This is a genomic window from Peribacillus sp. NPDC060253 (genome assembly GCF_042727425.1).
Lineage (GTDB): Bacteria > Bacillota > Bacilli > Bacillales > DSM-1321 > Peribacillus.
The window spans coordinates 11,812-35,817 of sequence record NZ_JBHXAS010000048.1; the positions used below are offsets into that span (position 1 = coordinate 11,812).

Annotated in this window: 23 protein-coding genes, 1 pseudogene and 1 riboswitch; of the genes and pseudogenes, 5 read left to right on the forward strand and 19 right to left on the reverse strand. The window is 39.3% G+C overall.

What is annotated here, in order from left to right; translation table 11 throughout:
• Positions 1–288 precede the first annotated feature (288 nt).
• The 4 genes from ACFWE9_RS14075 to ACFWE9_RS14090 all read right to left on the reverse strand — a co-directional run bounded on the left by ACFWE9_RS14075 (position 289) and on the right by ACFWE9_RS14090 (position 4,425).
• On the reverse strand, positions 289–1,755 hold the full coding sequence (locus ACFWE9_RS14075) for an aminoacyl-histidine dipeptidase (RefSeq protein WP_377357281.1): 1,467 nt from the start codon (positions 1,753–1,755) through the stop codon (positions 289–291).
• A gap of 40 nt (positions 1,756–1,795) precedes the next feature.
• On the reverse strand, positions 1,796–2,404 hold the full coding sequence (locus ACFWE9_RS14080) for a VanZ family protein (protein WP_377357283.1): 609 nt from the start codon (positions 2,402–2,404) through the stop codon (positions 1,796–1,798).
• Between the two features lie 282 nt (positions 2,405–2,686).
• Positions 2,687–3,703 carry an ABC transporter permease gene (locus tag ACFWE9_RS14085; RefSeq protein WP_230158945.1) on the reverse strand — a complete coding sequence of 339 codons (1,017 nt, stop codon included), beginning with the start codon at positions 3,701–3,703 and terminating at the stop codon, positions 2,687–2,689.
• Positions 3,703–4,425, reverse strand: a complete 723-nt coding sequence (locus ACFWE9_RS14090; RefSeq protein ID WP_230158944.1) for an ABC transporter ATP-binding protein — start codon at positions 4,423–4,425, stop codon at positions 3,703–3,705. Before ACFWE9_RS14090 ends, ACFWE9_RS14085 begins: the two co-directional genes overlap by 1 nt.
• A 120-nt stretch (positions 4,426–4,545) precedes the next feature.
• On the opposite strand from ACFWE9_RS14090, the gene ACFWE9_RS14095 reads away from it, so the two are divergent.
• Positions 4,546–5,145, forward strand: coding sequence for a TetR/AcrR family transcriptional regulator (locus tag ACFWE9_RS14095; RefSeq protein ID WP_230158943.1), 600 nt, complete (start codon positions 4,546–4,548; stop codon positions 5,143–5,145).
• A gap of 58 nt (positions 5,146–5,203) precedes the next feature.
• Here the strand turns inward: ACFWE9_RS14095 and ACFWE9_RS14100 are convergent, their stop codons facing one another.
• Together ACFWE9_RS14100 and ACFWE9_RS14105 are read right to left on the reverse strand one after the other, a co-directional pair.
• Positions 5,204–6,463 carry an MFS transporter gene (locus ACFWE9_RS14100; RefSeq protein ID WP_230158940.1) on the reverse strand — a complete coding sequence of 420 codons (1,260 nt, stop codon included), beginning with the start codon at positions 6,461–6,463 and terminating at the stop codon, positions 5,204–5,206.
• Positions 6,464–6,813: 350 nt separating this feature from the next.
• Positions 6,814–7,005 carry a hypothetical protein gene (locus tag ACFWE9_RS14105; protein ID WP_230158939.1) on the reverse strand — a complete coding sequence of 64 codons (192 nt, stop codon included), beginning with the start codon at positions 7,003–7,005 and terminating at the stop codon, positions 6,814–6,816.
• Positions 7,006–7,302: 297 nt separating this feature from the next.
• A riboswitch (cyclic di-AMP (ydaO/yuaA leader) is annotated at positions 7,303–7,445 on the forward strand.
• A gap of 174 nt (positions 7,446–7,619) precedes the next feature.
• Between ACFWE9_RS14105 and ACFWE9_RS14110 the strand changes: the two genes are divergently transcribed.
• Positions 7,620–8,951 carry a TrkH family potassium uptake protein gene (locus ACFWE9_RS14110; RefSeq protein WP_377357287.1) on the forward strand — a complete coding sequence of 444 codons (1,332 nt, stop codon included), beginning with the start codon at positions 7,620–7,622 and terminating at the stop codon, positions 8,949–8,951.
• 23 nt (positions 8,952–8,974) lie between these two features.
• On the forward strand, positions 8,975–9,631 hold the full coding sequence (locus ACFWE9_RS14115) for a potassium channel family protein (RefSeq protein ID WP_377357289.1): 657 nt from the start codon (positions 8,975–8,977) through the stop codon (positions 9,629–9,631).
• A 410-nt stretch (positions 9,632–10,041) separates the two neighbouring features.
• Here ACFWE9_RS14115 and ACFWE9_RS14120 read toward each other — a convergent pair whose 3' ends face one another.
• The 4 genes from ACFWE9_RS14120 to ACFWE9_RS14135 form a co-directional block, all read right to left on the reverse strand.
• Positions 10,042–10,875: an STAS domain-containing protein gene (locus ACFWE9_RS14120; protein ID WP_377357291.1), complete on the reverse strand. Its 834-nt coding sequence runs from the start codon at positions 10,873–10,875 to the stop codon at positions 10,042–10,044.
• A 425-nt stretch (positions 10,876–11,300) separates the two neighbouring features.
• Positions 11,301–12,005, reverse strand: a complete 705-nt coding sequence (locus ACFWE9_RS14125) for a class I SAM-dependent methyltransferase (protein ID WP_230158934.1) — start codon at positions 12,003–12,005, stop codon at positions 11,301–11,303.
• A 150-nt stretch (positions 12,006–12,155) separates the two neighbouring features.
• Positions 12,156–12,560, reverse strand: a complete 405-nt coding sequence (locus tag ACFWE9_RS14130; protein ID WP_377357293.1) for a PH domain-containing protein — start codon at positions 12,558–12,560, stop codon at positions 12,156–12,158.
• 40 nt (positions 12,561–12,600) lie between these two features.
• The gene (locus ACFWE9_RS14135; protein ID WP_377357295.1) at positions 12,601–13,221 is read right to left on the reverse strand and encodes a class I SAM-dependent methyltransferase; all 621 of its coding nucleotides are present in this window, start codon (positions 13,219–13,221) and stop codon (positions 12,601–12,603) included.
• Positions 13,222–13,522: 301 nt separating this feature from the next.
• On the opposite strand from ACFWE9_RS14135, the gene ACFWE9_RS14140 reads away from it, so the two are divergent.
• Together ACFWE9_RS14140 and ACFWE9_RS14145 are read left to right on the forward strand one after the other, a co-directional pair.
• Positions 13,523–13,801 carry a PadR family transcriptional regulator gene (locus ACFWE9_RS14140; protein WP_377357302.1) on the forward strand — a complete coding sequence of 93 codons (279 nt, stop codon included), beginning with the start codon at positions 13,523–13,525 and terminating at the stop codon, positions 13,799–13,801.
• 16 nt (positions 13,802–13,817) lie between these two features.
• A complete protein-coding gene (locus ACFWE9_RS14145; RefSeq protein ID WP_230158928.1) occupies positions 13,818–14,537 on the forward strand; it encodes a pentapeptide repeat-containing protein in 720 nt (239 codons plus the stop codon).
• 248 nt (positions 14,538–14,785) lie between these two features.
• Here the strand turns inward: ACFWE9_RS14145 and ACFWE9_RS14150 are convergent.
• The 9 genes and pseudogenes from ACFWE9_RS14150 to ACFWE9_RS14190 form a co-directional block, all read right to left on the reverse strand.
• Positions 14,786–14,932 (reverse strand): annotated as a pseudogene (locus ACFWE9_RS14150) (MFS transporter); the annotation flags it as partial.
• 41 nt (positions 14,933–14,973) lie between these two features.
• The gene (locus ACFWE9_RS14155; RefSeq protein ID WP_377357304.1) at positions 14,974–15,867 is read right to left on the reverse strand and encodes a PhzF family phenazine biosynthesis protein; all 894 of its coding nucleotides are present in this window, start codon (positions 15,865–15,867) and stop codon (positions 14,974–14,976) included.
• A gap of 221 nt (positions 15,868–16,088) precedes the next feature.
• Positions 16,089–16,733: a formylglycine-generating enzyme family protein gene (locus ACFWE9_RS14160; RefSeq protein ID WP_230158968.1), complete on the reverse strand. Its 645-nt coding sequence runs from the start codon at positions 16,731–16,733 to the stop codon at positions 16,089–16,091.
• Between the two features lie 359 nt (positions 16,734–17,092).
• Positions 17,093–18,064 (reverse strand): UDP-glucose 4-epimerase GalE, encoded by a 972-nt coding sequence (gene galE, locus ACFWE9_RS14165; RefSeq protein WP_230158924.1) that lies wholly within the window; start codon positions 18,062–18,064, stop codon positions 17,093–17,095.
• A gap of 312 nt (positions 18,065–18,376) precedes the next feature.
• Complete coding sequence (gene galU, locus ACFWE9_RS14170) at positions 18,377–19,264, reverse strand: UTP--glucose-1-phosphate uridylyltransferase GalU (RefSeq protein WP_230158923.1); 888 nt, start codon at positions 19,262–19,264, stop codon at positions 18,377–18,379.
• Positions 19,265–19,615: 351 nt separating this feature from the next.
• Positions 19,616–21,358 (reverse strand): phospho-sugar mutase, encoded by a 1,743-nt coding sequence (locus ACFWE9_RS14175; RefSeq protein WP_377357298.1) that lies wholly within the window; start codon positions 21,356–21,358, stop codon positions 19,616–19,618.
• A 319-nt stretch (positions 21,359–21,677) separates the two neighbouring features.
• Positions 21,678–22,319 carry an NAD(P)-dependent oxidoreductase gene (locus ACFWE9_RS14180; protein WP_230158921.1) on the reverse strand — a complete coding sequence of 214 codons (642 nt, stop codon included), beginning with the start codon at positions 22,317–22,319 and terminating at the stop codon, positions 21,678–21,680.
• Between the two features lie 277 nt (positions 22,320–22,596).
• Positions 22,597–23,007 carry a disulfide oxidoreductase gene (locus ACFWE9_RS14185; protein ID WP_230158920.1) on the reverse strand — a complete coding sequence of 137 codons (411 nt, stop codon included), beginning with the start codon at positions 23,005–23,007 and terminating at the stop codon, positions 22,597–22,599.
• A gap of 3 nt (positions 23,008–23,010) precedes the next feature.
• Positions 23,011–23,709: a DsbA family protein gene (locus ACFWE9_RS14190; RefSeq protein ID WP_230158919.1), complete on the reverse strand. Its 699-nt coding sequence runs from the start codon at positions 23,707–23,709 to the stop codon at positions 23,011–23,013.
• Positions 23,710–24,006: the final 297 nt, after the last annotated feature.

Here is a 24,006-nt window from a genome sequence, read left to right on the forward strand (position 1 = left end):
CAACTTCTTCAGTAGGCAACTTAGTATTTAAAGTATATGTTCCATCTAGTATTTCTTACTCCATTCCACGACCATTCTATATTTCACACCCACATTTCTCTATACCTTCCTCAGGGGTGTCGCAAATTTCTTCAATCCAGCGAGAGTTTCATAAACAGTAGAAAACAATAAAGTGTACTGTGCATATCCTCGAGCTGTTCCTTATTTCAACTAAAAAAAAGAGGCATCCTATCGTTGAACGATAGGATGTCTCCAAATCTATTAACTGTTCCCCAGATATGCAGTTGTTTATAGATCCTTCATCCTTTTTAATGTATAAATGAAGTATTCCCAATTATTTATGGTCGAGGGGATGCTTAAGTGTTCATCAGGAGTATGTACGGAAAACATATCCGGTCCGATTGAAACTGTATCCAACCCAGGTAACTTATCTATGAATACCCCACACTCGATGCCTGCATGGACAGCAATGATTTCAATATCTTCATGATATTTTTCTTTGTATGTCTCTTCAAATAATCTCTTGAGTTTCGAATCTGGATTATAGGGCCATTCCGGATAATCCGCGTCAACCAATAGCGCGCATCCAAGCATGTCGGCAATCGCCTTTGCTTGCGTGACCATATTATATTTGATGCTTTTGACCGAACTCCTGATTTCACTTTCGAATTTCATTTCCGCTTCATTCGTTGTAACGACCCCTAGATTCGTCGAACTTTCCACTAACCCTTCTATTCCCATGCTCATTCCTTGAACGCCATGCGGGATTACCAGTAAGGAGGCAATGGCTTTAGTCATCGTCTCTTTGGAAAAAACGTTTGAAGAAATCGTTTCGATCTTTTCAAAACTAATCGATACCTCAGGGTCGGAAGATTGCAGTTCGCTTTTAAAAGTATCTTCCCATTGTTGGATTCTCTCCGTTATCTTATGTTCATCTTCTCCATGAATCAGTACAGTCGCCTCTGCTTCACGAGGAATCGCATTCCCCTTCAGGCCCCCATTCATTTGCTGTATGAAGCAAGGGAAGTCTGTCGTTAAGTCATGTAATACTCTGCCCAAAAGTTTATTGGAGTTCCCTCTTTCCTTATGGATGGACATACCGGAGTGTCCGCCCTTCAGCCCTTTAATCCTGATGTTATAAGTTACATCATCAACAACGGAAGCCGATTCCCATCCGATTGGCAGGATCTGCCGCACACGTATTCCTCCTGCAGAGCTGACCAGCAGCTTTCCATCTTCCTCCGAATCGATATTGATCAGCATTTCCCCCTTGAAGTGTGCCGGATCCACAGCAAGTGCACCATTCATCGTCGTTTCTTCTTCTGTCGTTATGACTATTTCGAGAGTAGGATGCGGTATATCATTTGCATCCAATAATGCCAAAGCATATGCAACAGCAATCCCATTATCCGCACCTAATGTTGTATCCGTCGCATACAACATATCTCCCAAAATCCTTAATTGAAGCGGATCTTTCTCAAAATCATGAAGTGTACCCTTATTCTTTTCACAGACCATGTCCATATGGCCCTGGATAATGATGGTAGGTGCACTTTCATATCCGATTGTGGCAGGCTTTTTGATGATGACATTTAGCGCTTCATCCTGGATCACCTCTAGATCCCTATCCTTAGCGAAGCGAACCAGATAGTCACTAATCGCTTTTTCATTAGCCGAACCTCTCGGGATTTTGGAAATCGCTGCAAAATAATGAAACACAGGATGGCTCGATAATTCTTCTAAAGTGCTATACATGGAAAAACATCCTTTCGTTTAACTTATTTGTCATTGCCACTCATCCTTTTTCTTTTCCAGAACGGAACACTACCACTCTCGTGAACAATGGATACAGAATGTACCCCAGGTAAACACCAATCACATTCAGTATCAGGTCATCGACATCCAAACTTCCCCGCCGAAAAACATACTGACAGATTTCGATGGCAGAAATCGAGATGAAGGGATAAAGAAATTTCCTTAAAGCGGATAGCTCAGTCCCTTCCCTGGACAATAAATACAGCCCGAATGGAATGAACAACCCTACATTGGCGCTAAGGTTATAAAATGACACAAGCCGGTTCATATCGTTCGATAAATAAGAAAAAATCGTAGAAAAAGGAATCAAATTATACGAATAAACCTGCCCTTTTGGCCGAAAGAACAGCAAAACTAATAATGATAAACTGTAGCCACACACGACTGCCTGCCACAAAAGGCGCGGAATCTTGACCCTTTCACCTCGAAAATAAAGAACCACAAACGAAACGAAAAGAAGTATACAAAACCAGACAACCATGATCACCAAAGGATTCAAATATAATAGGAGCTTAAGGAAAAGAGGCAAACCGCACAAAAACAGGACTTGCGACAGCAAAAGTGAAAGCATGACCGATTTAAGAGACATGTAGGTTCACCCCCTTCTATATCCTTCCAAATAATTCATATCTTTTTATCCTAGGGCATCTTGAACAAGGCGTCAACAAACTGCAGAACATTGACCTGTCATTTAGCACGAGAACTTTTTCGATTAACTAACCGATGCAAAGATTAATTCGTCCTGAATCCAGATATTTCGGCCGATGAGTATCTTTAGGAATGCATCCCTTTCATCTCAAATGTCCAGCAAAACAAAAAGCCGGTTCCTCACATTCCAGGAATCCGGCTTTTCCGTTTATTGATGATTCATTTATAAGGAGCGATATTTTTTTAAACTAATGATATTGATGGTGATAAAAATGACTGAAAATGCTAGGAGAATCAATAAATCCAGCGAAACATCCGTGAACGTGAAACCTTTGTACATGATGCCGTTCATGGCATCCGATGCATAATATAGCGGCATGATTTTTCCGATTTTTTGCAGCCAGTCTGCCATGCCATCCAATGGAAAAATCCCGGTAAAGAAGACTTGCGGCACGATGACCAGTGGAATGAACTGTACCATTTGGAATTCAGATGTTGCGAAACTCGACAGTAATGTACCGAGTGATAATGCAACGAGTGCGACAAGTATATTGGTCAATAAAACGAGCCAAATGGAACCAACTAGCACAATATCCAATACATTTACTGCATATAGTACGACAATTATCGTTTGAATCAGAGCAAATGATCCATATCCGATCACATAACCTGCCACGATTTCGTATCGTCTAATCGGTGTAGCAAGTAACCGTTCCAACGTTCCACTTGTACGCTCCTTCAAAAGCGCAATCCCTGCTATTAAAAAGACAAAAAAGAAAACGAAAAAGCTCACAAGCATCGGACTGAAAGTATCAAAACCCTTAGTTTTGGCATCCCCGTATACATATTGCTCCTCAATCAACGGCGTGGTTTTGACATGACCTTGCAACCCTTGCATAAGCTGCATTTGGACGGCCTTTGCACGAGACGGTTGGTCGTTCAAAAGTGTCAGTTCCATTTTGCCATTTTCAGCATGCAACCAGCCATCTGTATTCTTTTCAATCATTACTTTCTTTGAAAACTTCTCGGCCACCGTTACTTGAAAACCTGCTTGTTCCAATGCTTTAACCATGGTTTCATCACTGCCTGTAACAGCGATTTTCAAATCACTCGCTTCTGTATCGAAAATAAAATACATGAGCGTTAAAATGAGCAATGGAGCAAGGAAAAATAATGCGAGAGTCCTCCGATCTCGGCGCATCTGCTGTGTAATTCGAGTAACAAGGGAGGCAATTCGCATTACCGCTCACCTCCAATCTTCAGAAAAACATCATCAAGCGTTTCCACTGCATATTGTGCCTTTAAAGCTTCAGGGGTACCTGATGCGATGATTTCACCTTCACGCAGCATCGCTAGTTTATCGCATCGCTCCGCTTCATCCATTACATGCGTCGTTATAAGGATCGTCTTATGATCTTCATTTCTTAAACGCTCAAGTTCCTGCCAAATGGATTGTTTCAGGACAGGGTCTATGCCTACGGTCGGTTCATCCAAAATGAGAATCGCAGGATTTTGGATGAGTGCTACCGCTAGTGACAGACGGCGTTTCATTCCCCCAGAATAATACGCAACCCGAATGTTCAAATCATTCGTTAATTGGACGATTTCAGCTGCGTATTGAATACGTTCCCTTCGTTCCTTTTTCGATAAACGATAAAGCTTCGCAAAAAATTCTAGATTTTCAGCACCCGTCAGTTCTGTATATAAAGCATCGGACTGTGCCATATAGCCAACGTCCATTAACAGTGCTTCATTTGGAACTTCATGATCCAGAACCGTGATTTTTCCAGCATCCGGCTTAATCAATCCGACAATCATTTTAATCAACGTCGTCTTACCGCAACCGGATGGACCTAACAAGCCGAATATGCCGTTTTTTTCAATATTCATGTTCAATGACCCAATGACCTTTTTTTGATGAAAGCCCTTAGCAATTCCTTCAATGGTAACCGCATTTTTCAATGTACACACATCCTCCCTCTTTAATTAACACAGTGTTGAATGTATTTTCATTTTAAGGTAGCATTTGGTCTAATACAATCAACACATTTGGAAAAATGTTTAGTGAAAGGAGATATTAGAATGGCATCGATTCATGAGGAAATGGTACAAAAAACGAAAACGCAGATACAATATCATTTTATAGCACTAGTTGAAGAGGATGGGTTCTCACAAGTATCAGTGAAGAAAATTGCAGAACGCGCGAACATTAACCGGGGCACATTCTATTTGCATTACGTAGATAAATATGAATTGATGGATCACTTACAGCAGCAATTGCTGAATGAGCTTCAAGCACGCATTACTGCCATTTTGCCGAAAGAAGTTTTTATGGCTCTTCATCAACAACAACTTTACCCACCTTTCGTAGCGATTTTTCAATTCATCAGTGAGCATGCCCATGCATTGAGGGCCATTCTTGGTGATAAAGGCGATCCCTCTTTTGCAAAAAAAGTTAAGCGCGTATTCGGAGAAGTACTGTTGGAGCGTTTAATCAGCCAGCATCCAGCAGCGAAAGACGAAGAGTTTCTTAAGTATATGAACGCCTTTATGACATCTGCAATCTTAGGCGTGATCCAGGAGTGGCTGGAGAATTGCGAGGAGCAATCGGTTGAGGAAATGGCAAAAATCCACTTTCAAATTTTGAAATTCATCAGCCAATTACGTACATTCATTGAATGAACTTCATAAAAGGCATGTTCCATTAACATGCCTTTAAAATGGGATACACTCTTTACACTTATCTCTTTTCCTCCGCATTTGCCTCTACATTACCAATATGATAATACCTGCTCTTCGAGGTCTTCATGCTAAGCATGGACAATAATATCGATAGAGCGAACATGATCACGGAACCTGAGATCACCACGAACCGAATCGAAATGAAATGAGCTGAAATTCCAACTATTGCGGTGGTCATGATGATCAACAATGCTTCTAACAGTCCAAAAATACTTCCGACCCTCCCCATGATTTCCACTGGAATGTTGTTTTGATAAAATGTTTGAAAACCTGTGTTGGCAAAAGCCAGTGAAAAGGCAATAATGAAAAATCCAATGGCCGCTATCGTAAACGAAGTTGAAAAAGCAAAGATCATATAACCTATTGAGACAAATAAGGATCCCAGGCCAATTAGATACGATATTTGCACTTTGCTGATGGATACAGCATTGACGATTGCACCTGCTATGATGCCTGCCCCGGCTATACTTACAAGGAAACCATAATCGCTGTCAGACAAAAGGAGCACGGCCTTGGCAAACGCCGCTTCTTGGGAGTCTATGGCCGTTTCCATTACGACCATACAGCTGAAAAAGAAATAAATGAGCATGATATAAGAAAATTTACGGCTGAAGTTCAGCACGATCCCCCAATCCTTTTTCATGATGGTCCAAGACAGGTAACGATCGGATTGTTCAAAGGAATGTCCCTTTTCAAGGTTGGGCATAAATAGAGTTATGATGCCTGATAGCAATAAGGCTGCTGCGTTCATATAGATGGCCAAGACCGGTGTGCCGATCAAGAAAAGAATACCCGCTATCGCTGGCCCAATCAAAAAAGCTCCAGAATCGATTAAGCTTCGCAATGAGTTAAATCGTTTTCTCTGTTCTACGGGTATTAATTTTGTGATATACGACCTTGATGTTGTTACAAACATGGTCCCGGCCATATTGATCACGAAGACAACGGAATAAATGACCCAAATTGAAGAAATCGTTGGCAGCAAAGCTAGGAATACCGTTCGAAATAGGTCAAGTGCCACCATTAGATTCCGCTTATTTATCCTGTCGATCACGCTTCCTGCCCACACATTCGTGAATAATGAAGCCATCGGTTTAACGATATAAAGTCCAGCCACCGCTAAGGCTGAATTCGTCATATCCAGAATGATTAAATTGAGAGCGATAAAATAAACCCATGCACCGAAGTTTGAAATTCCGATTCCGCACAATAGGATCGAAGGATATTTCCAAGATATGAATACATGTTTGAATGTCAACGTTTCCTCTCCTTTAAACGTAATGAGGTATATAAGCAATAAAAAAATCCCGTTCCCAAGAGAAGCATCTTGTGGACGAGATCATATTTCTTGGTGCCACCGTAATGCTAGGAGACTGCCCTCAATAAACATGGTTGGAAAGCGATCCCTTCACCACTGTTTTCATCTAAATTTTAACATCAATAGGATAATATTGTAAATAATACGATTTTGCACGCAAAAAACCCCATTTGATATAAATGGGGTTCTAAAGCGAAACAAGATATGGATTCCTCGGCTTCAAGGTTCCTGGCCATAACGCAGGAATTAATAAAAAAATGCCGCCTAAAGAATGGTGGGATTCAAGGATTTTACCTTAGAGAAAACAATTTTAAAAAAGGGTTCTTTTTCTTATCCGTTATCCTTAACTCTTTCATTATGATTTGATCCTCATGATCGGCTATCCATTTTTTTAGTGCATCTTTATCCTGGCATTGTGTTAAATATGTCTGCCCGCCTTTGCCTGTCGCGTTAATAACATATCTATTGTACGTCTTCTCCATATTTGCCCGCCTTTTTTATGAAATGTCAAAAACTTTTTAAATACGAATGAATTGCTTTATCATTCCCAAAAGTAATTTTATATATTGTTCTACTTGAAAATGCTGTATATCGTACATCGATTCTGATTGTCATTTTTGATTTAATCGAACCTATCATAATGTGCTAACTAATATTTGTCAATACGTTTTCAAAATGTAAATAAAACGTAAATTTTCAGTTTTGTTAAAGAAATATTTTTTTACAATATAGGGGTTTACAACTGCTAAATGATGGGAGTAGAATACGTTTATCAATTTAATAGAATTCGGCCAAGACTCAAGGAAATTGAGTACGGAGGACCCACTTATTTGGGGTTAATTCTGCCTTGCAGAAGGGATGAGATTTGCTCTTTCGCCATCCTACCCGTCAGCTAACTTCGTCGGCTAAAGCGAAGGAGGTCATAAGACCGCCTATATCGAGAGTTTTTTTTCACGCTTTTTGTGGCAAATTAACTGTGATGTTTTCGTAGGTCTTTTTATTATGCCTTAAAAAAAGTTGTGGAAAGAAGATTGATGGTTAAGATATTCATACAGTTTTAAACAATATTTTTATGGGTAGGGATGATCATTTGAATATGACAAAAAAATTATTGGATCCGCCAAAAATCCTTGTACTCGGCTTTGCCACCTTGATACTTATTGGGGCCTATTTGCTGACCCTGCCGATTTCCACTGAAAATGGAAATGGTCTTGCTTTTCTGGATGCTTTATTCACCTCAACCTCCGCTACATGTGTAACAGGGCTTGTCGTAGTGGATACGGGAACGACTTTCACCACCTTTGGTGAGTTGGTCATCTTAACACTGATTCAAATCGGCGGCTTAGGATTCATGTCATTTGCGACATTTTTCTTTTTCTTATTAGGCAAGAAGATTTCGTTAAAAGGCAGGTTACTCTTGCAGGAGTCCTTAAATAATTTATCCATGGCAGGTATAGTCAGGTTAGTAAAACGGCTTTTAATTTTCACGGCCATCATTGAAGGCATCGGTGCCATCATCTTATCGATCCGCTTTTCTTTTGACATGCCAATCGGCAAAGCGATTTATTACGGGGTTTTTCATTCCATATCCAATTTCAATAATGCCGGTTTTGATTTAATGGGAGAATTCAGGAGTTTGACCCCTTATGTATCCGATCCATTCGTAACCATTACGGTCGTCTTCCTCATCACTTTAGGGGGAATAGGTTTTCTCGTGATGAATGAACTATACGAATATCGTGATACCCATCGTTTATCCGTACATACGAAGGTTGTATTGATGACTAGCTTGATCCTTACAATAGGCGGTGCCATTTTAATCTTTTTATTTGAATTCGGTAATGCCAAAACATTGCAGCCTTTATCTTTCATGGGTAAAACGTTATCGTCTCTATTTCAATCGGTTTCACCAAGGACAGCAGGCTCCAATACGCTGAATATCCCTGATTTAACGCAGCCCACATTACTGCTCATCATTTTCTTGATGTTCGTTGGGGCTTCACCTGGATCGACTGGCGGCGGGATTAAAACAACCACATTAGCGACGCTCGTCGGAACGGTCTGGTCACAAATTACAGGAAAGGGTGATGTGGTATTATACCGTCACCGCATTGTGAGTGAAACGGTCTTTAAAGCGTTATCCGTTACATTCATTGGCGTATTCATCGTTTCCATAATCACCATTCTGCTGACCATCACTGAAAGCGGAAGTGATTTCTTGATGATTTTATTTGAAGCCACTTCAGCATTCGCCACCGTGGGACTTTCAATGGGTTTGACACCCGAATTATCACCGGTTGGCCGGATGCTCATCATATTCACGATGTTTGCAGGCAGGGTGGGTCCTTTGACTATTGCCTTTGCTATCGCAATGAGGCGTAAACCAGATCCATTCCGTCGGCCAAAAGGGAAAATCATGATTGGGTAATCATAAATGAAGGAGTGAAAAAGATGGGAAAACGACAATATGCCGTTATCGGTTTAGGTAGATTCGGAACGAGTGTGGCCCATAGATTGTATACGGCCGGTCAAGAGGTATTGGGGATTGATATCAGCGAGGAAAGAGTCGAGAATGCAGAATTAAGCGTTACCCATGCGGTCATTGCGGATACCACTGAAGAAGAGGCATTGAAGTCCATGGGAATCCGTAATTTTGATTGTGTCATCGTAGCCATCGGGAATGATATGCAATCCAGCATTTTAACCACCTTGCTTTTAAAAGAGCTGGGGGTCGAAAAAGTCATTGCCAAAGCCCTTAATAAAAATCACGGTCAAGTGCTCACCAAGGTTGGTGCTGACTGGGTCATCTATCCTGAGAGGGATATGGGGGAACGGGTCGCGAATCAGCTCCTGTCCCCTAACATGTTGAACTATATAGAACTCTCTAAAGAATACAATATCGAGGAAATCATCCTCCCCATGAGCATGAAGGGAAAAAGCCTCAGAGAGCTTGATTTACGTGCAAAGTATAATATCAGCGTCATTGCCATCGTGAGTAATGGTGAAATTATCATAGCACCATCACCCGATTACAATATTCATGAAAAAGATATGCTTTTAGTAGTCGGTAATAAGGAAGATCTAGCCGTGTTTGCTAATATTGAATAAGCTATGCCGTATCACTCTTTCCTGCTCTATTTGTAGGGAGACTTAATAGAGCAGGTCCAACTACCGATTAAGGTTCTTCATCTAATGAAAAATTTATATTGGCCATCCGCAGACACATTTTTTTGACACCCAACGCTAGCAGTATTTCCGCGGATACTACTTAGAATGTTATTATTATCCGTTATTTTATGTTCCCTCAACTCAGCTGGTCAGGTTCTTCCAATTCATTAGAAATAAAATCCGTGACATCTTACTCGCAACTGTAAGTATAATGAGAGCGCGGCCTTAAGTATCCTATCATTCTAGCTTTTACTGATAAAAAAACCGCCAAATGGCGGCCTTCTCATTGAAGCTTATGAAACCTTAATTTTCACAAAAGCGAGCATCCCAAGGACATGATTACGTATGTATTATTTAATGGTATTAATCGCTTGGGCAAGCGTGGATTTTATCGTCACTTTATCAAAAGGCAATTGAAGCTTGACTGCCGTTATGGCTATTTCCGGTCGTAGTCCTGAAAGGGTTGTATGGATTCCAAGCAGATGCAGGGATTCAATCAATTGTGACAGTTGATGAGCAGATACACTATCTATCGCATGAACGCCCGATAGGTCAATGAAAAGCCTAGTGACATTTTTTTCAGCGCACTTTTGTAAGGTGTTTTCAAGCAAGGACATGCCCCTCGCCGTGTCTATATCACCAATCAATGGGAGCAATGCTGTATTATCTTTAAGGGATATGATGGGAGAGCTCAATTCATCAATCGTTGCCTGTTGGGCTTTCATTATTTTATTGGCATATCTATGATTTGCTTCCGTAAACTTCTCCATCACTTCACTGAAAACCCTGATCACTATCCGATACCAGGAGTTTATTTCCTCTTGTGTATATTCCTCTTCATGCAATGCAACAAATTGGTCAATATAATCCAAGTATTGCTCTTGCGTTCGAAAAAATTCCCTCAATATGAAATATACGGGTGTTTTTAAATGTTGCTCATCCTTACCGATATCTTCAATCCAACCATCAAGATGCTTAAAGAACTCCCTTTCCTCTGTAACGAAGATTTGAAAGAAATGTAAGTGGAATTCATTATTTTGCTGTTTCAGTTTCTTTATAACTTGGGGATCAGGTGAGCTATAAACCCCCGCCTTATCATTTTTATTCAATGTTGCGTACCAATCCTCAGTCATTTGTGTTGCCTTACCTAATAAAAAGGAATATAGCTCTTTATTTCTATGCATAGACTTCTCCACCTATTTATTTTTTTAGTATTCCAAATGGTCTCGGCACACGATACATTTAACGCTCTCAAGACTGAATCGGCCATTATCAGGGTTTTGAAAGGGTAACAGCCCTCTTTCCATATACCTTCTCAGCTGCTTTTGAAAACCATAAAATCACCGATTTAGAAAAAAAAAAAGGTTCTGCTCTTTTTCTATTTATCTGGTAAATCAAGTCCCCCCCAAGGATTGCAGCATTTTGATTCACTTCATTTATTGTTATAGTTTACCATTTTTTATTTTAGTTAACAAATCAACCTTTTTCATCACCCTCCTCTTTAAAACGCAAAAAAAGGATCTGCTCCAGATCCCCTTTTGGTGACATTCAGCCAAGCTATCCCCAACCTCATAACTCCATCTTATCACCATTTCTCCTATCTCAAGAATTACTTTTTCATAAATAAACCCGTCCATAAACCTTGTACCCCAAAGGCTTCTTTTGATTGTTCCATATTCCTCATTTTACGTATTTCCACCACTTCAAAGTCCTTAAAGATCGTTTTAATTTTTTCTTCACTAAAACCCAATCCGCCTTTAAGGCTTCTTTGCCTATATACCTCCCAATCTGAAATATCGGCACCACCTAATATACCGCCTTCAACAAAACAAATAATCGAGTACAATCCTTTTGGCTTTAACGCCTTTTTCACCATCTCCAAATAATTTATCCTTCGATGTGGAGCAATATGATGAAAACAGCCTGAATCATAGACGAAGTCATATTGCCCTTCCTCAACTTCCAGCTCAAATATGTTTCTTTGAATGAAGTTCACATGCACTTTCTTTTCTGCCGCTCGTTCTTTTCCCCATTCCAAGGCTTCTTTTGAAAGATCCACCGCATCAACAGAACACCCCTTTTGAGCAAGGTAAATAGCATTTCTTCCAGGGCCGCACCCAAGCTCAAGAACCCTTCCTGAACCAAGTAATTCACTATCAAAGTAATGAATCAAATTCTCATCAGGGAGGTTTTCAAAAAAGGGAATCTTCTTTTCACGGTTTTCATAAAAACCATCCCAGAATGCAGTTGGCTCACGCAATAACGAGTCTAGCATATTTAAAACATCTTCATAGGTTGTAATCGTCTCCGACAAAACCATCACCTTCTCCCATTAAATTCCACATTTTAATTATACATTCTTTTTATAAAATCCAATGGAGACATCAAGATCACACACTGGTAAATGTGCTTCTTAAAGACCTTTTATCATGGCTACACTCCTATTTGTGAAATTTAGTAAATTCTATTCATTCACGCTACTCCGTATTGAAGGATTCAGCTTCAATAGTTCTTCAATGAAATCCTCTCGATTTAAAGGAGAGATGAGGGCAGTATGATGAATGCCATATTGTATTTTTAAACGGTCAAGTGAAAGAGCTGGAGAGGATAAAGGGTTAAATAACCTATCAATCGATTTGATATCATGGATGGAAATGGTTTTATGGATGAATGCCGACCGAATGATTAAGGTTTTACCTTCAATGACATAATAAGTCGTGAACCAAACCCAGAGAAGTAAACAGATGACGGGAATGCCGACCCATAGACTTGCGAAGTCTTTATCCAAAACTGCCGGTGAGAGAACCGCCAAGAATATTCCAAGAAAAATGGGATACATCCACCAATCTTTTTTTGATGGGAATTTCATACCTTCCACTCCTTTTCACAAAGATAATAAAATTAGCTGATTATTTTCGTTTATTGATTATGATCTTTCTATACATGCCATTCAGCATAATCGCTCGGTCTTCTTCAATTTTCATATTCTTATCATGCCTGCTGAACAAGTCTTCAAATCGCAAGCCAATATCTGTACCTAAAAATCTAATGATGGGTCTCACAAGCCTTTTGGGGAATGAAGGCTTTTCATCATTAGAGATGAATTTATCGAATAGAATGATTTTCCCGTCTTTTTTTAAAACCCTGCTCATTTCCCGAAGACATTCTTTTGCATCAGGTACGACGGAAAGGATCAAACTTCCAACTATATAATCAAACGATTCATTATTAAATTTCATATTCTGTGCATCCATCTCTAAAAAAGTGATCGAAGTATTTTTATATTTCCCCTTCGCCCTTTTCAGCATATCAGGTGAAAGGTCGATCGCTGTAACCTCAAGGGCAAGATGCTTGATTAACTCTAAATCTGCCCCCGTTCCTACACCCACAAAGAGAATCTTTCCTTTGTCGTGAAATGATATCTCTTCAAATATTCTTGTTCTGGCATTGAAAAAGAGATGTGAGTTGAAGATTTTGTCGTAAACTGGAGACCAAACCTTATAAATAATTTTATTCCAAGAATTATTCAACACTCCCGCCTCCTGCACTTCTTCACATACTTCTTCTATAAAACATAAAAAATTCCTTCAAGCTATTATATATATGGAAAATCAGTGCTTATTTATACCTTCCATTTCTTCATATGTCGTACGCCAAATATTCGTTTCCCATTTCTTAAAATCCCTCTCCAAATATACTGATCGCACACATATTTGTGTAACCAAATTACCTTGACTGTCATAGTAATATACTATAAGATATACCAAAGGAGGTGAGGATTTGGTTCAACGACAACTATCCTCTGACTTACTTCGCGGACATGTAGATACGATGATTCTAAAGCTCCTGCAAAGTGGCGATAAATACGGCTATGAAATCAGTAAACTGATATACATGAGTTCAAATGAGCAATATGAAATAAAGGAAGCTACGATGTATTCCAGCTTAAAACGTCTAGAAAAAGACGGGTGCATCCTCTCTTACTGGGGAGATGCTACACAAGGCGGAAGAAGGAAATATTACAAAATCACCTCCATCGGGGAAGACACCTATACACAAAATAAAAATGACTGGGAGCAGGCCAAGCGCATACTAGAACGCCTCTTATAAGGAAGGAAGATGATATATGATTGAAAAACTGAATGCACATGTTCATAGCATTTTTGCCCCGTACGAAAGTGCAAAAACAGCAAAGGAATTGGAAGAAGAGCTGCTACAAAACTTACTGGAAAAATACAATGACCATAAAAGGAATGGTGCTAGTGAGCAGGAAGCGTATAAGCTGACCGTGGATTCGATTGGGGAAGTATCAGAGCTGATGGAATCACTCAATCTACAATATAATGTGCTGGAGCAGGCGATAAACATGGACTATTCCAGACAACGCTTAGTGGATTCCGACTTCCGCTCGGTATCCGTGCATGATGGGAAGTTTAATTCCTGCGATTTAAGCGGTTCTGATTTCAGTCATTCTGACCTAACGAACAGCACATTTAAGAGCAGTAACTTAAATAATTGCATCTTTGAAAATGCCAATTTAACGAGTACCTTATTTAAAAGTGCTAATTTAAAAGGCGTCACTTTCAAGAACAGCATTTATAACAAGACTCATTTTAAAGGTTGTAATTTATCTGGTCTTATATTTGACGGGGAAACATTCAACCAAACCATTTTCGAGGGTTCTTCATTGAAAATGGCATCATTTCGCGATGCCACACTCATCAATGTTCAATTCCGGATTTCCGATTTAAAGAAAATCGACTTTACTGGAGCATCAATGAATAAACTTACTTACAACTTTTTATATGGAGCAAAGGTCGATCTTAGCAGCGTAACCATCATCTAAAGGAGGGATTTCCAATGACTTTACCGATTGCGATTGTCGTATCCACCTCAATCATTTGCATAACCTTGTTCCTGACTGCCGTAACCTTAAAAGGGATGAGCATGGGAGACTGATAAAAACCCTGATGCTTGACGTTTCAAGTCAAGCATCAGGGTTTTTACAGGTTCAACATACCTTCCATTTCATGTAGCAGTACGCTCCCTAGCGTTAGGGGTGATCCATGAATGTAAAGTAATTGGCGGGTGAAAATAATGGCTAATAAATAATTGCAATATCAAGGATGGCACAAAGTATAACATCCACATGCTCCCCAAAGCCTCAGTGGAATTTGTAAGTTCATAGATAAGGATGGAATTGCAAAAGGTTCCAAAGGTAGCTCCTAATTCAAAGATTATATTTTTCCATCATAAATGACAACCGGCCATCCTCCTCTTACTTATACCTCCACTTCAAATTCTTTAACGTAAACAGCATTCCCTCTAATTTCAATATCATAGGTGTCATGGTTTTTTGTAACAGTAACGTGAACTCTGCCATCCTTACCGATTTCATTTCCCTGTTCTATTAACAGGTTCAATTCATTTTCAAGGTCACCCTTTTTGTATTTTGCATAATAAGCTCCCATTACACCTGAAGCCGTTCCTGTAACAGGGTCCTCAAGCGTACCTGAAAACGGGGAGGAAAAATGCCGTGCATGCATATGGGCATCCTGATCATCCGTTTCCAAGCAAAAGGGATGAACAGAAGCTCTAGGCATTTCCTTTAATATTTGTGGAAACAGGTTATTGTTCGCCTTCATCTTTTTGAATGCTTTGCGTTCTTTTATCGGAACCAGTAAAGTCCATAAACCTGTACTTCCATATAAAATTGGCAATTCCGCATCCAGATCTTCTATATCAAGTCCTAGGGAACTGGCTAAATCCCCCTTATCCCCGCTAAACGCTTCAAACTGTGGGGTGGCCTGTTTCATCGTTATGTATAGCTCTTGCTCCGCGGTCGTATCGATCTTGATTGGCAATATTCCCGCTCCTGTTTCAATCTTCAGCTCGTTTTTATCCAACAATCCCCTTGTCTTCAGTGCATGAATGGTAGCCATTGTGGCGTGTCCACAAAGATTCATTTCGTGACCTGGTGTAAAATAACGAATCCTAAGATCGGCAATATCGGATTTAATGGGAAAAGAGGTTTCATTGAACCCCACCTTCTTTGCTATATCTTGCATTTCCTTTTCCGTCAGCCCATCTGTATCTAGGACGACACCAGCCGGATTTCCTTTATTCGGCTTATTACTGAATGCATCATAATGAAATACCTTACCATTTTCAAACAGAACATCTCCTATTAAATGAATGATAAACCTCTGATTAGTAATTCTATATCCTTATTAAAATCCCTTTTTGGTAAAAGGACTTGAAGGGAGCTTTAAAATATTTCTCCTGCGATGTTTCTTAAAATAAGGCTATTTCACCAAAAGTAAACCGCCTTCAAGAGAAGGCGGTCAATTAACTATCGTTGAGCTGTAAAATCCCGAAGGTTGGTTTATTGTTGTAGTTAAAAAGATTGGGCGAGTCGGAATCCAAGGTCGTCTATGCAAAATGACGGATGGCTGCGACGCCGACATGAAGCCCCACAACCCCTGGCCTCTTCAGCCCAACTGCCTCCTCGGAAAATTCGGTAGGAGCCGTACACTTGCTCATCATATAAATCCCAACACCACTCCCAAACATTCCCTAACATATCATACAGACCCCATGCATTCGGTTCCTTTCTTCCTACTTCATGGATTTTGCTCTTTGAATTTTCGCTATACCAAGCAATCTTATCAAGCACTCCGTATCTATAACCAGTCGTCCCTGCTTTACATGCATATTGCCACTCCGCTTCTGAAGGAAGGCGATAACCGTCTGATTCCCAATCACATATAATTTTTTCACCATCATTACTTATAGAATAACACGCTTTCAGTCCAGCTTTCTGTGAAAGTAGATTACAAAAAGAAATGGCCTCATTCCAAGAAATATTCACAACCGGTTTTAGATCTCCATGAAAAGAATGAGGTGACTTATTGGCAATGTCATAGTATAGACCCCTGGTTACAGGATAACAAGCAAGACGAAACGGTCTTATTTCCGTTTTCCATTTGCTTTTTATTCTATCGTCTCTTAACTTTATTTCTCCCCCTGGAATTTTTGCCATTGGATAGTCAATGTAACTGTTTATATCATTTGACAATCTACCTTCCTCCTAATGAACTTGGTTTTACAAATTCCACCTCATTTACAGTACCAATATCTTTTAATTCTATGCCCCACTCTCATATTCCTTGCTGTTTAAATAACGGAAACTTCAAATACTTGTTTGCAACACCATTAAAGCGTTCGATCCAGCGTTTCAACGGTAACTCATCTCCGAACGCCAATAACAGAACGCACATCAGTAATAAAAATAAAAAAAGAACGACTTTAAAGTAAGTCGTTCTACTACCTGAAACGTTGTTTTGGTTCTTCACCACTTGGAAAAGCCAAGTAACCTATCATTGAATTAGTTATTGTCCTTTAATTCATTTGAGATTTATGCCATTTCCACGCACTTTCAATGATCTTTTCCAAATCTATTGTTGCTTTCCATCCAAGGTCTTCATATATCTTATTAGCTGAAGCAACCAGACGAGCTGGATCTCCTGGGCGACGGTCTGCATACTCAATGTTCGGTTTCACTCCTGTGACTTTTTCACATGTGTCGATTACATCTTTTACTGAAAATCCTTTTCCATTCCCCAGGTTGTAGATTGCTGTATCTTTCTTCCCGGACAATAGTGCTTGAAGTGCTATTATATGAGCTTTAGCTAAATCGGTAACGTGAATATAGTCACGAATGCAAGTACCATCTTCTGTGTCATAGTCTGTACCAAACACGGAGATTTTTTCCCGTTGACCTAATAAATGCTGTAAAATAATAGGAATCAGGTGTGTTTCCGGATCATGGCTTTCCCCGATTTCTGCCGTCTCATGTGCTCCAGCCGCATTAAAGTAGCGTAAAACGACGTAATGAAGTCCATATGCATGTGCAAAATCACCTAAGATTTGCTCTACCATCAATTTAGAGCGACCATATGGATTAATCGGATTTGTTGGCTGATCTTCATCAATCATCTCTACATTTGGTATCCCGTAAGTAGCTGCAGTGGATGAAAAAATGAAATTTTTAACATCATGCTTAATCATAGTTTTCAATAATGTTAGAGTTGCACCAACATTATTATCATAGTATTTATAAGGGTCTTGAACAGACTCCCCCACTAAGCTATTAGCAGCAAAGTGCATGACCGCTTTAATTGGGTATTTAAGGAATATTTCATCCAAAACCGCTTCGTCCCCTAAATTCCCTTCTACCAAGATTGCTTTCGAATCAACAAGTGAGCGAAAACCTGTTGAAAGATTATCTAGAATGACAACCTCTTCTGTATTTACTAACTCTTTTACAAGATGACTTCCAATATACCCTGCACCGCCAACGACCAAAATCATATTATATTTCCCCTTTCAAAACTACCTTCATTAGCGAAAAGCATTTCTGATGTTTTCATGGCTAAAGCATTATATTGGTGGTAATCAAACATTATGTAGGATTATCATGACTAACCATGGTAGATATGCCTTTTCCAGTCCATCTTTACCCTTTTCCAAAACGGTTCTTCGCATTGACTAAACTGATTATTCTGTCAAATCATTCATTGAAATTAACCATATTCACATCGTTTCATTTGCTTTGAGAAAAAGGACAAGTGAAAAAAGCCTATCATAGCCGGCTTTTTTCACTTGGATCAGATATAAAAAAGACTATTTGGTTGCTGCCTTGTGCATCTTGAGTATATTTTCCAGTTCTTTCAAAATATCGTCTCTCAATTCAGGACGTTGTAGGGCAAATTCAATTGTAGTTTTCACAAAGCCATCCACAACTCCAACATCATAGCGTTTTCCCTCAAAATCGTAGGCGAATACTTTTTGGATTTCATTCAATTTTTGGATGGCATCCGTCAATTGAATTTCTCCGCCAGCTCCCGTTTCCTGTGTAGCTAAGAAATCGAAAATTTCCGGTGTAAGTATATATCTTCCCATGATGGCTAAATTGGATGGTGCCGTCCCTTGTTTCGGTTTTTCAACGAAACGATTCACTTCGTATCTTCTACCTTCTTGGGCTAACGGGTCAATGACCCCATATCTATGTGTTTCTTCTTCATTTACTGGCTGAACGCCAATGATAGAAGAATTTGTCGCATCGTATTGGTTGATTAATTGACGTAATGAAGGCACTTCGCTTTGAACGATGTCATCGCCTAAAAGTACGGCAAATGGTTCATCACCAATAAAATTTCGTGCACACCAAACAGCATGTCCAAGGCCTTTAGGCTCTTTTTGCCTAATGTAATGGATATTGGCTAAATTGGATGGGTATTGTACTTTATCCAATAAATCGAATTTTCCTTTTTCCCTTAAGTTGTTCTCAAGCTCATAGGCATTATCAAAATGATCTTCTATCGCACGTTTATTCTTTCCTGTGACGATGATGATATCTTCAATTCCAGATTTGACGGCCTCTTCTATAATATATTGAATAGTTGGTTTGTCCACTATTGGCAGCATTTCTTTTGGCATTGCCTTCGTAGCAGGTAAAAATCTAGTTCCTAACCCCGCTGCAGGTATAATCGCCTTTTTCACTTTTTTCATTCTTTTGTAGCTCCTTCATATTGACTTTTTAAATAGATCCATAAAACTAGTCAGTGTTCCTAATCACTTATTTATAGTAACATAGTCTCGTTTTTTGTAAATATTTTAGTCGGCTGAATGCAATTTCACATTCTTTATTATATACCAATTTCTTCAAAATTAAAAACCCCCGAAAAAGGCATGCACCCTTTTTTTATACCTTTGACCGGATTGCCAGACATAAATGCAAGTAATTGTTCCTGTTTCGTGCAGTTTTTACTACATGGAAATAAATGCAAACGACCTTTCCCTGTATGATTATCAGGAAAAGGCCTTATGTTGTTCATATAGCTGTCAGGTCCTAGGACCGACTTATTTTGAACTATTAATTATTCCATTAATTGTTTCCATAAAAGCATTCATGACTTGCTTCAATTTCAGCTCAGCTTCTTCCATCTTTTCACCTTGGATTCCGAAATAGAATTTGATTTTAGGTTCTGTGCCAGATGGTCGTAAGCAAACCCAAGTGCCATCCTCAAGGAAGTACTTAATTACATTTGATTTAGGTAAATCAATGACTGCCTCCTTATTGGTGCCCACCGTTAGCTTCATGCTGCTTTGATAATCTTCCTGTACCTTTACAGCTTTTCCAGCTATTTGCTTTGGAGGATTCTCACGGAATTGGTTCAGGATCCCTTGGATTTGCCCAGCGCCTTCAATCCCCTTTAAAGTCAGGGATTGAAGCCCCTCAAGGTAATATCCGTACTTTTCAAAGATATTAAGCAACCCTTCATAAAGGTTCATACCCTGTTTTTTATAGTAAGCACAAACTTCCACGGCAAGAACGGCTGCTTGGATTGCATCTTTATCACGGGCAAAATCCTTGATTAAATAACCATAGCTTTCTTCATAACCGAATAAGAAGGTGTGCTTACCACTTACCTTATATTCGTTTATTTTTTCAGCGATAAATTTAAAACCGGTTAATACATCAACTGTCCCTAAACCATATTCCTTTGCAATCCTGCGCCCGATTTCAGACGTTACGATCGTTTTTAAAACAACGCCATTTTCAGGTAAAGTGCCTTTTGATTTCTTTTCTTTTAACAGATAATCCAATATAAGTGCCCCTGTTTGATTACCTGTAAGCACCACATATTCTCCATCATTATTTTTAACGGCTATACCGAGACGATCAGCATCCGGATCGGTTGCAATCAACAAGTCCGCCGATACCTCATTTCCTAATTCCATAGCCATTTCAAATGCGGCATGTTCTTCAGGGTTAGGGGATTTTACCGTCGAAAAATTGGGATCAGGCAATTCCTGCTCTTTTACAACATGAACCTTGTCGTACCCCAGGTCTTGTAAAGCCCGCCTTACCGACTTATTTGCCGTGCCATGAAGTGGCGTGAACACTACTGTCACATCAACTTCTTCACTTAAGTTTTTGTTTTCGGGAACTGTAAGCAATTTTTCATTATAAGCAGCATCGATATCCTCACCGACAATTTCAATGAGGCCCTGTGCTTTCAATGTCTCTTCATCTTTTACTGAAATGGTCAGTTCATTTTCAATTGCATCCACGAATTCAATCACTTTATCAGCCGTTGCCGGAGGAAGTTGAGCACCATCTGGTCCGTACACTTTATAACCATTATATTCCGGAGGATTATGACTTGCCGTGATAACAATCCCAGCATAGGCATTCAGTTCACGAACGGCAAAGGATAACTCTGGTGTTGGCCTTAACTCATCGAATAGGTAAGCCTTAATACCTTCTGATGCCAAGGTCTTGGCTGCTTCCAAGGCAAATTCAGGTGATTTAAAACGTGAATCATAGGCAATCGCGACACCTCTGCGTTTTGCTTCATCACCGATTGATTGCAGATAATGAGCCAATCCCAATGTCGCTTTGCGGACTGTATAAAGATTCATCCGATTCGTACCTGCCCCGATTTCCCCGCGCATACCACCTGTGCCAAATTCCAAGTTCTTATAAAACGCATCTTCAATCTTTTTTTCATCATTTTGCATCTTGTTAAGTAATGATTTCATTTCCTCATCAAGGGAACCGAAATTCACCCATGAGTTATAAGAACTTTTCCAATCCATTTTCACATAATCCTTCTTTCTTCCTGGTTTCCGTTGGTAAATCTAAATAATTATAGCAAAAACTAACAGTATTGCATGAAATAAAAAAGCCGTTAATAGGACTATCTTCGCTATATTATCAGCAATAAATAGACATCAGTCAATCTTTTCAACATAAAAAAGTTTGCTTTATTACAACGGGGGGATATCCTGATGAATTTGAATGGAGGAATAATCTGGAAATGTAATGTCTGTCTATGGATTAGGCATGGTTGACATCGCCCCTGTCTTACTGAAAAGTTGTTTCTGTAAGACAGGATCGACGCCCGCTATGGAAAAATTATTCAGCTTCGGATACAACGGTAAAGCGTTGATTGATGTGTTGCGGATTTTCAATTTCATCAAGTACTGCAATGGCAAAATCGGCATAACTTACATAACTTTCGCCTTTCGAGTTTACAAGCAGGTTGTCTTTACCCAATTTATAACCACCTGTTCGATTTCCTTGCGGATCAAAGAAGGCAGAAGGACTGATGAAGGTCCACTGAATGCCATTGGCACTTTGTAAATCCTCGAGGTTTTTAGATTGATTATATGCTGTAGCAAAGTATTCTTTAGGGAATTCAGGCGTATCCAGTACACGAATCGTTTTCGCCTCGTCAACGAACAGGCTTCCAGCTCCGCCCACAACAATCAGTTTAGTTTGCGGAGCACCTTTCATGGCCTCAATTAAGACCTTTCCTGCATCCACATGCAGATTTTCTTTCCCTGGAGCAGCACCAAAGGCATTCACGATCACATCAAATTCTTTAATATCGTCTGCTTTCAGCGAGAATATGTCTTTTTCCACTACGGAAGCCGCGATATTTTGAACTTTGGCTTCGTCCCTGACTATGGCCGTAACTTCATGTCCCCTAGTCATTGCTTCCTTTAAAATTAGATTTCCGGCTTTTCCGCTTGCACCAATAATACCTATTTTCATTTTTCATTCCTCCTATATCGTTTGCGAAACATTAATTGTAATAAAATTAGTTACATGTAATAATATAAATTACATGTTAGCGATTTGTCAATTCTTTAGTATGGAGGATGGTGTTGCAATTCGAAGATAAATTGCCATTTTTTGCAGATATATTACAATTTTCGCTGATATATTGCAATTTTCGTAGAATATTCCAATTTCCACTTATATTCCGTTTCTGTTCTGCGATAAAAAAGCACCATTCCATGTAGGAATGGTGCGCTTATCATATTACCAATCAGTTCTTCCGATTCTTGCTCATTAGCAATCCCATACATACAGTAATGAGAGTAAAAGCAATAAAGGCCAAAAACGGAATCGTGATGAACCCTAACCAATTTATATACTCACCTGAGCAAGGAACACCACTTTGGCACATTTCGAATTGTTGTAAAGCTGGGATTTTTTGCAGACAATAGTGATACCCTGACACCAACATGCCCAAAATTGATAATGGGAGGATGTATCGATAAATTTTCAGGTCTTGCTCATAAAAGGCCCGGCCTAATAAAATAACGAGTGGGTACATAAAGATCCTTTGATACCAACAAAAGGTACAAGGTACATAATGGAGAACCTCACTAAAATAGAGACTTCCCGCAGTGGCCATGATGGACAGGATCCAAGAAAATAATAGTGGCTTGTTCATCAACTATTTCTCCTTCGCTGCTTCATCAACCATTTTCACTAAGTCATCAATTGTATTCCCTTCAAACTTCTTGCCATTAACAAATAAGGAAGGTGTTCCGGATACGCCCAATTCGTCGGCTATCTCCATATCCTTATTCCATTGGTCCTCGGATTTTTCGGCTTTAAAAGAAGAAACGACCTTTTTTGCATCGCTGTCATTGACGATTTCTTTCAATGTTTCTTCTAAAAACTTGTCCGTAAATACATCTTCCTTTTCATATTTCGGGTCATCTGGCTGCTTACTGTATAACAACTCATGAAATTTCCAAAAAGTATCATTTCCTAATTCCTGATAAACACTTTCCGCAAATTTAGCAGATCTAGTTGAATCGACGTTAATGAACGAAAAATTCATGAAATAAAATTGCGCTTTTCCAGTATCAATCAATTCACTTTTTATAGAAGGAAAAAACTGCTCCTCGAATGTCTTACATACTGGACATTTATAATCACCGAATTCAACAATTTGAACAGGAGCCGATTTATCTCCCAAAAAAGGCTGTGATTTATAATCGATTTCATAAACAGCTGTATCTTCGCCTTTTCTATTTGCCAAAAATATAAAGCCAATAATGATTACAGCGATTAATCCTATGATCCAAAACGTGAATGCAGAAGATTGTTTTTGATTATTATTTTTTTTGTTTTTTGTATTAGACACCTTATACCTCCATATCTGTTGTAGTTGTTTAGAATTTCCTTATACAGCCATAGTGGAACCTATAAGGAACCATTAAAGCCGATTTCATTTCCCCCTTTCCTTCCCTACCTGTAACTGGTTCATTTACATGTTAAGTTTCACCATGATGTTTTGTCAATTACACATACCTTTTATTTTTGCCACTGACTAAACGGCCTTTCTTTTAAAGGATAATGGAATGAATTAATTTATTCTTGCACATCTTTCTAACTTGTAACTACTTGAATTACATGTTAAATAATTTATACTATATAAGAA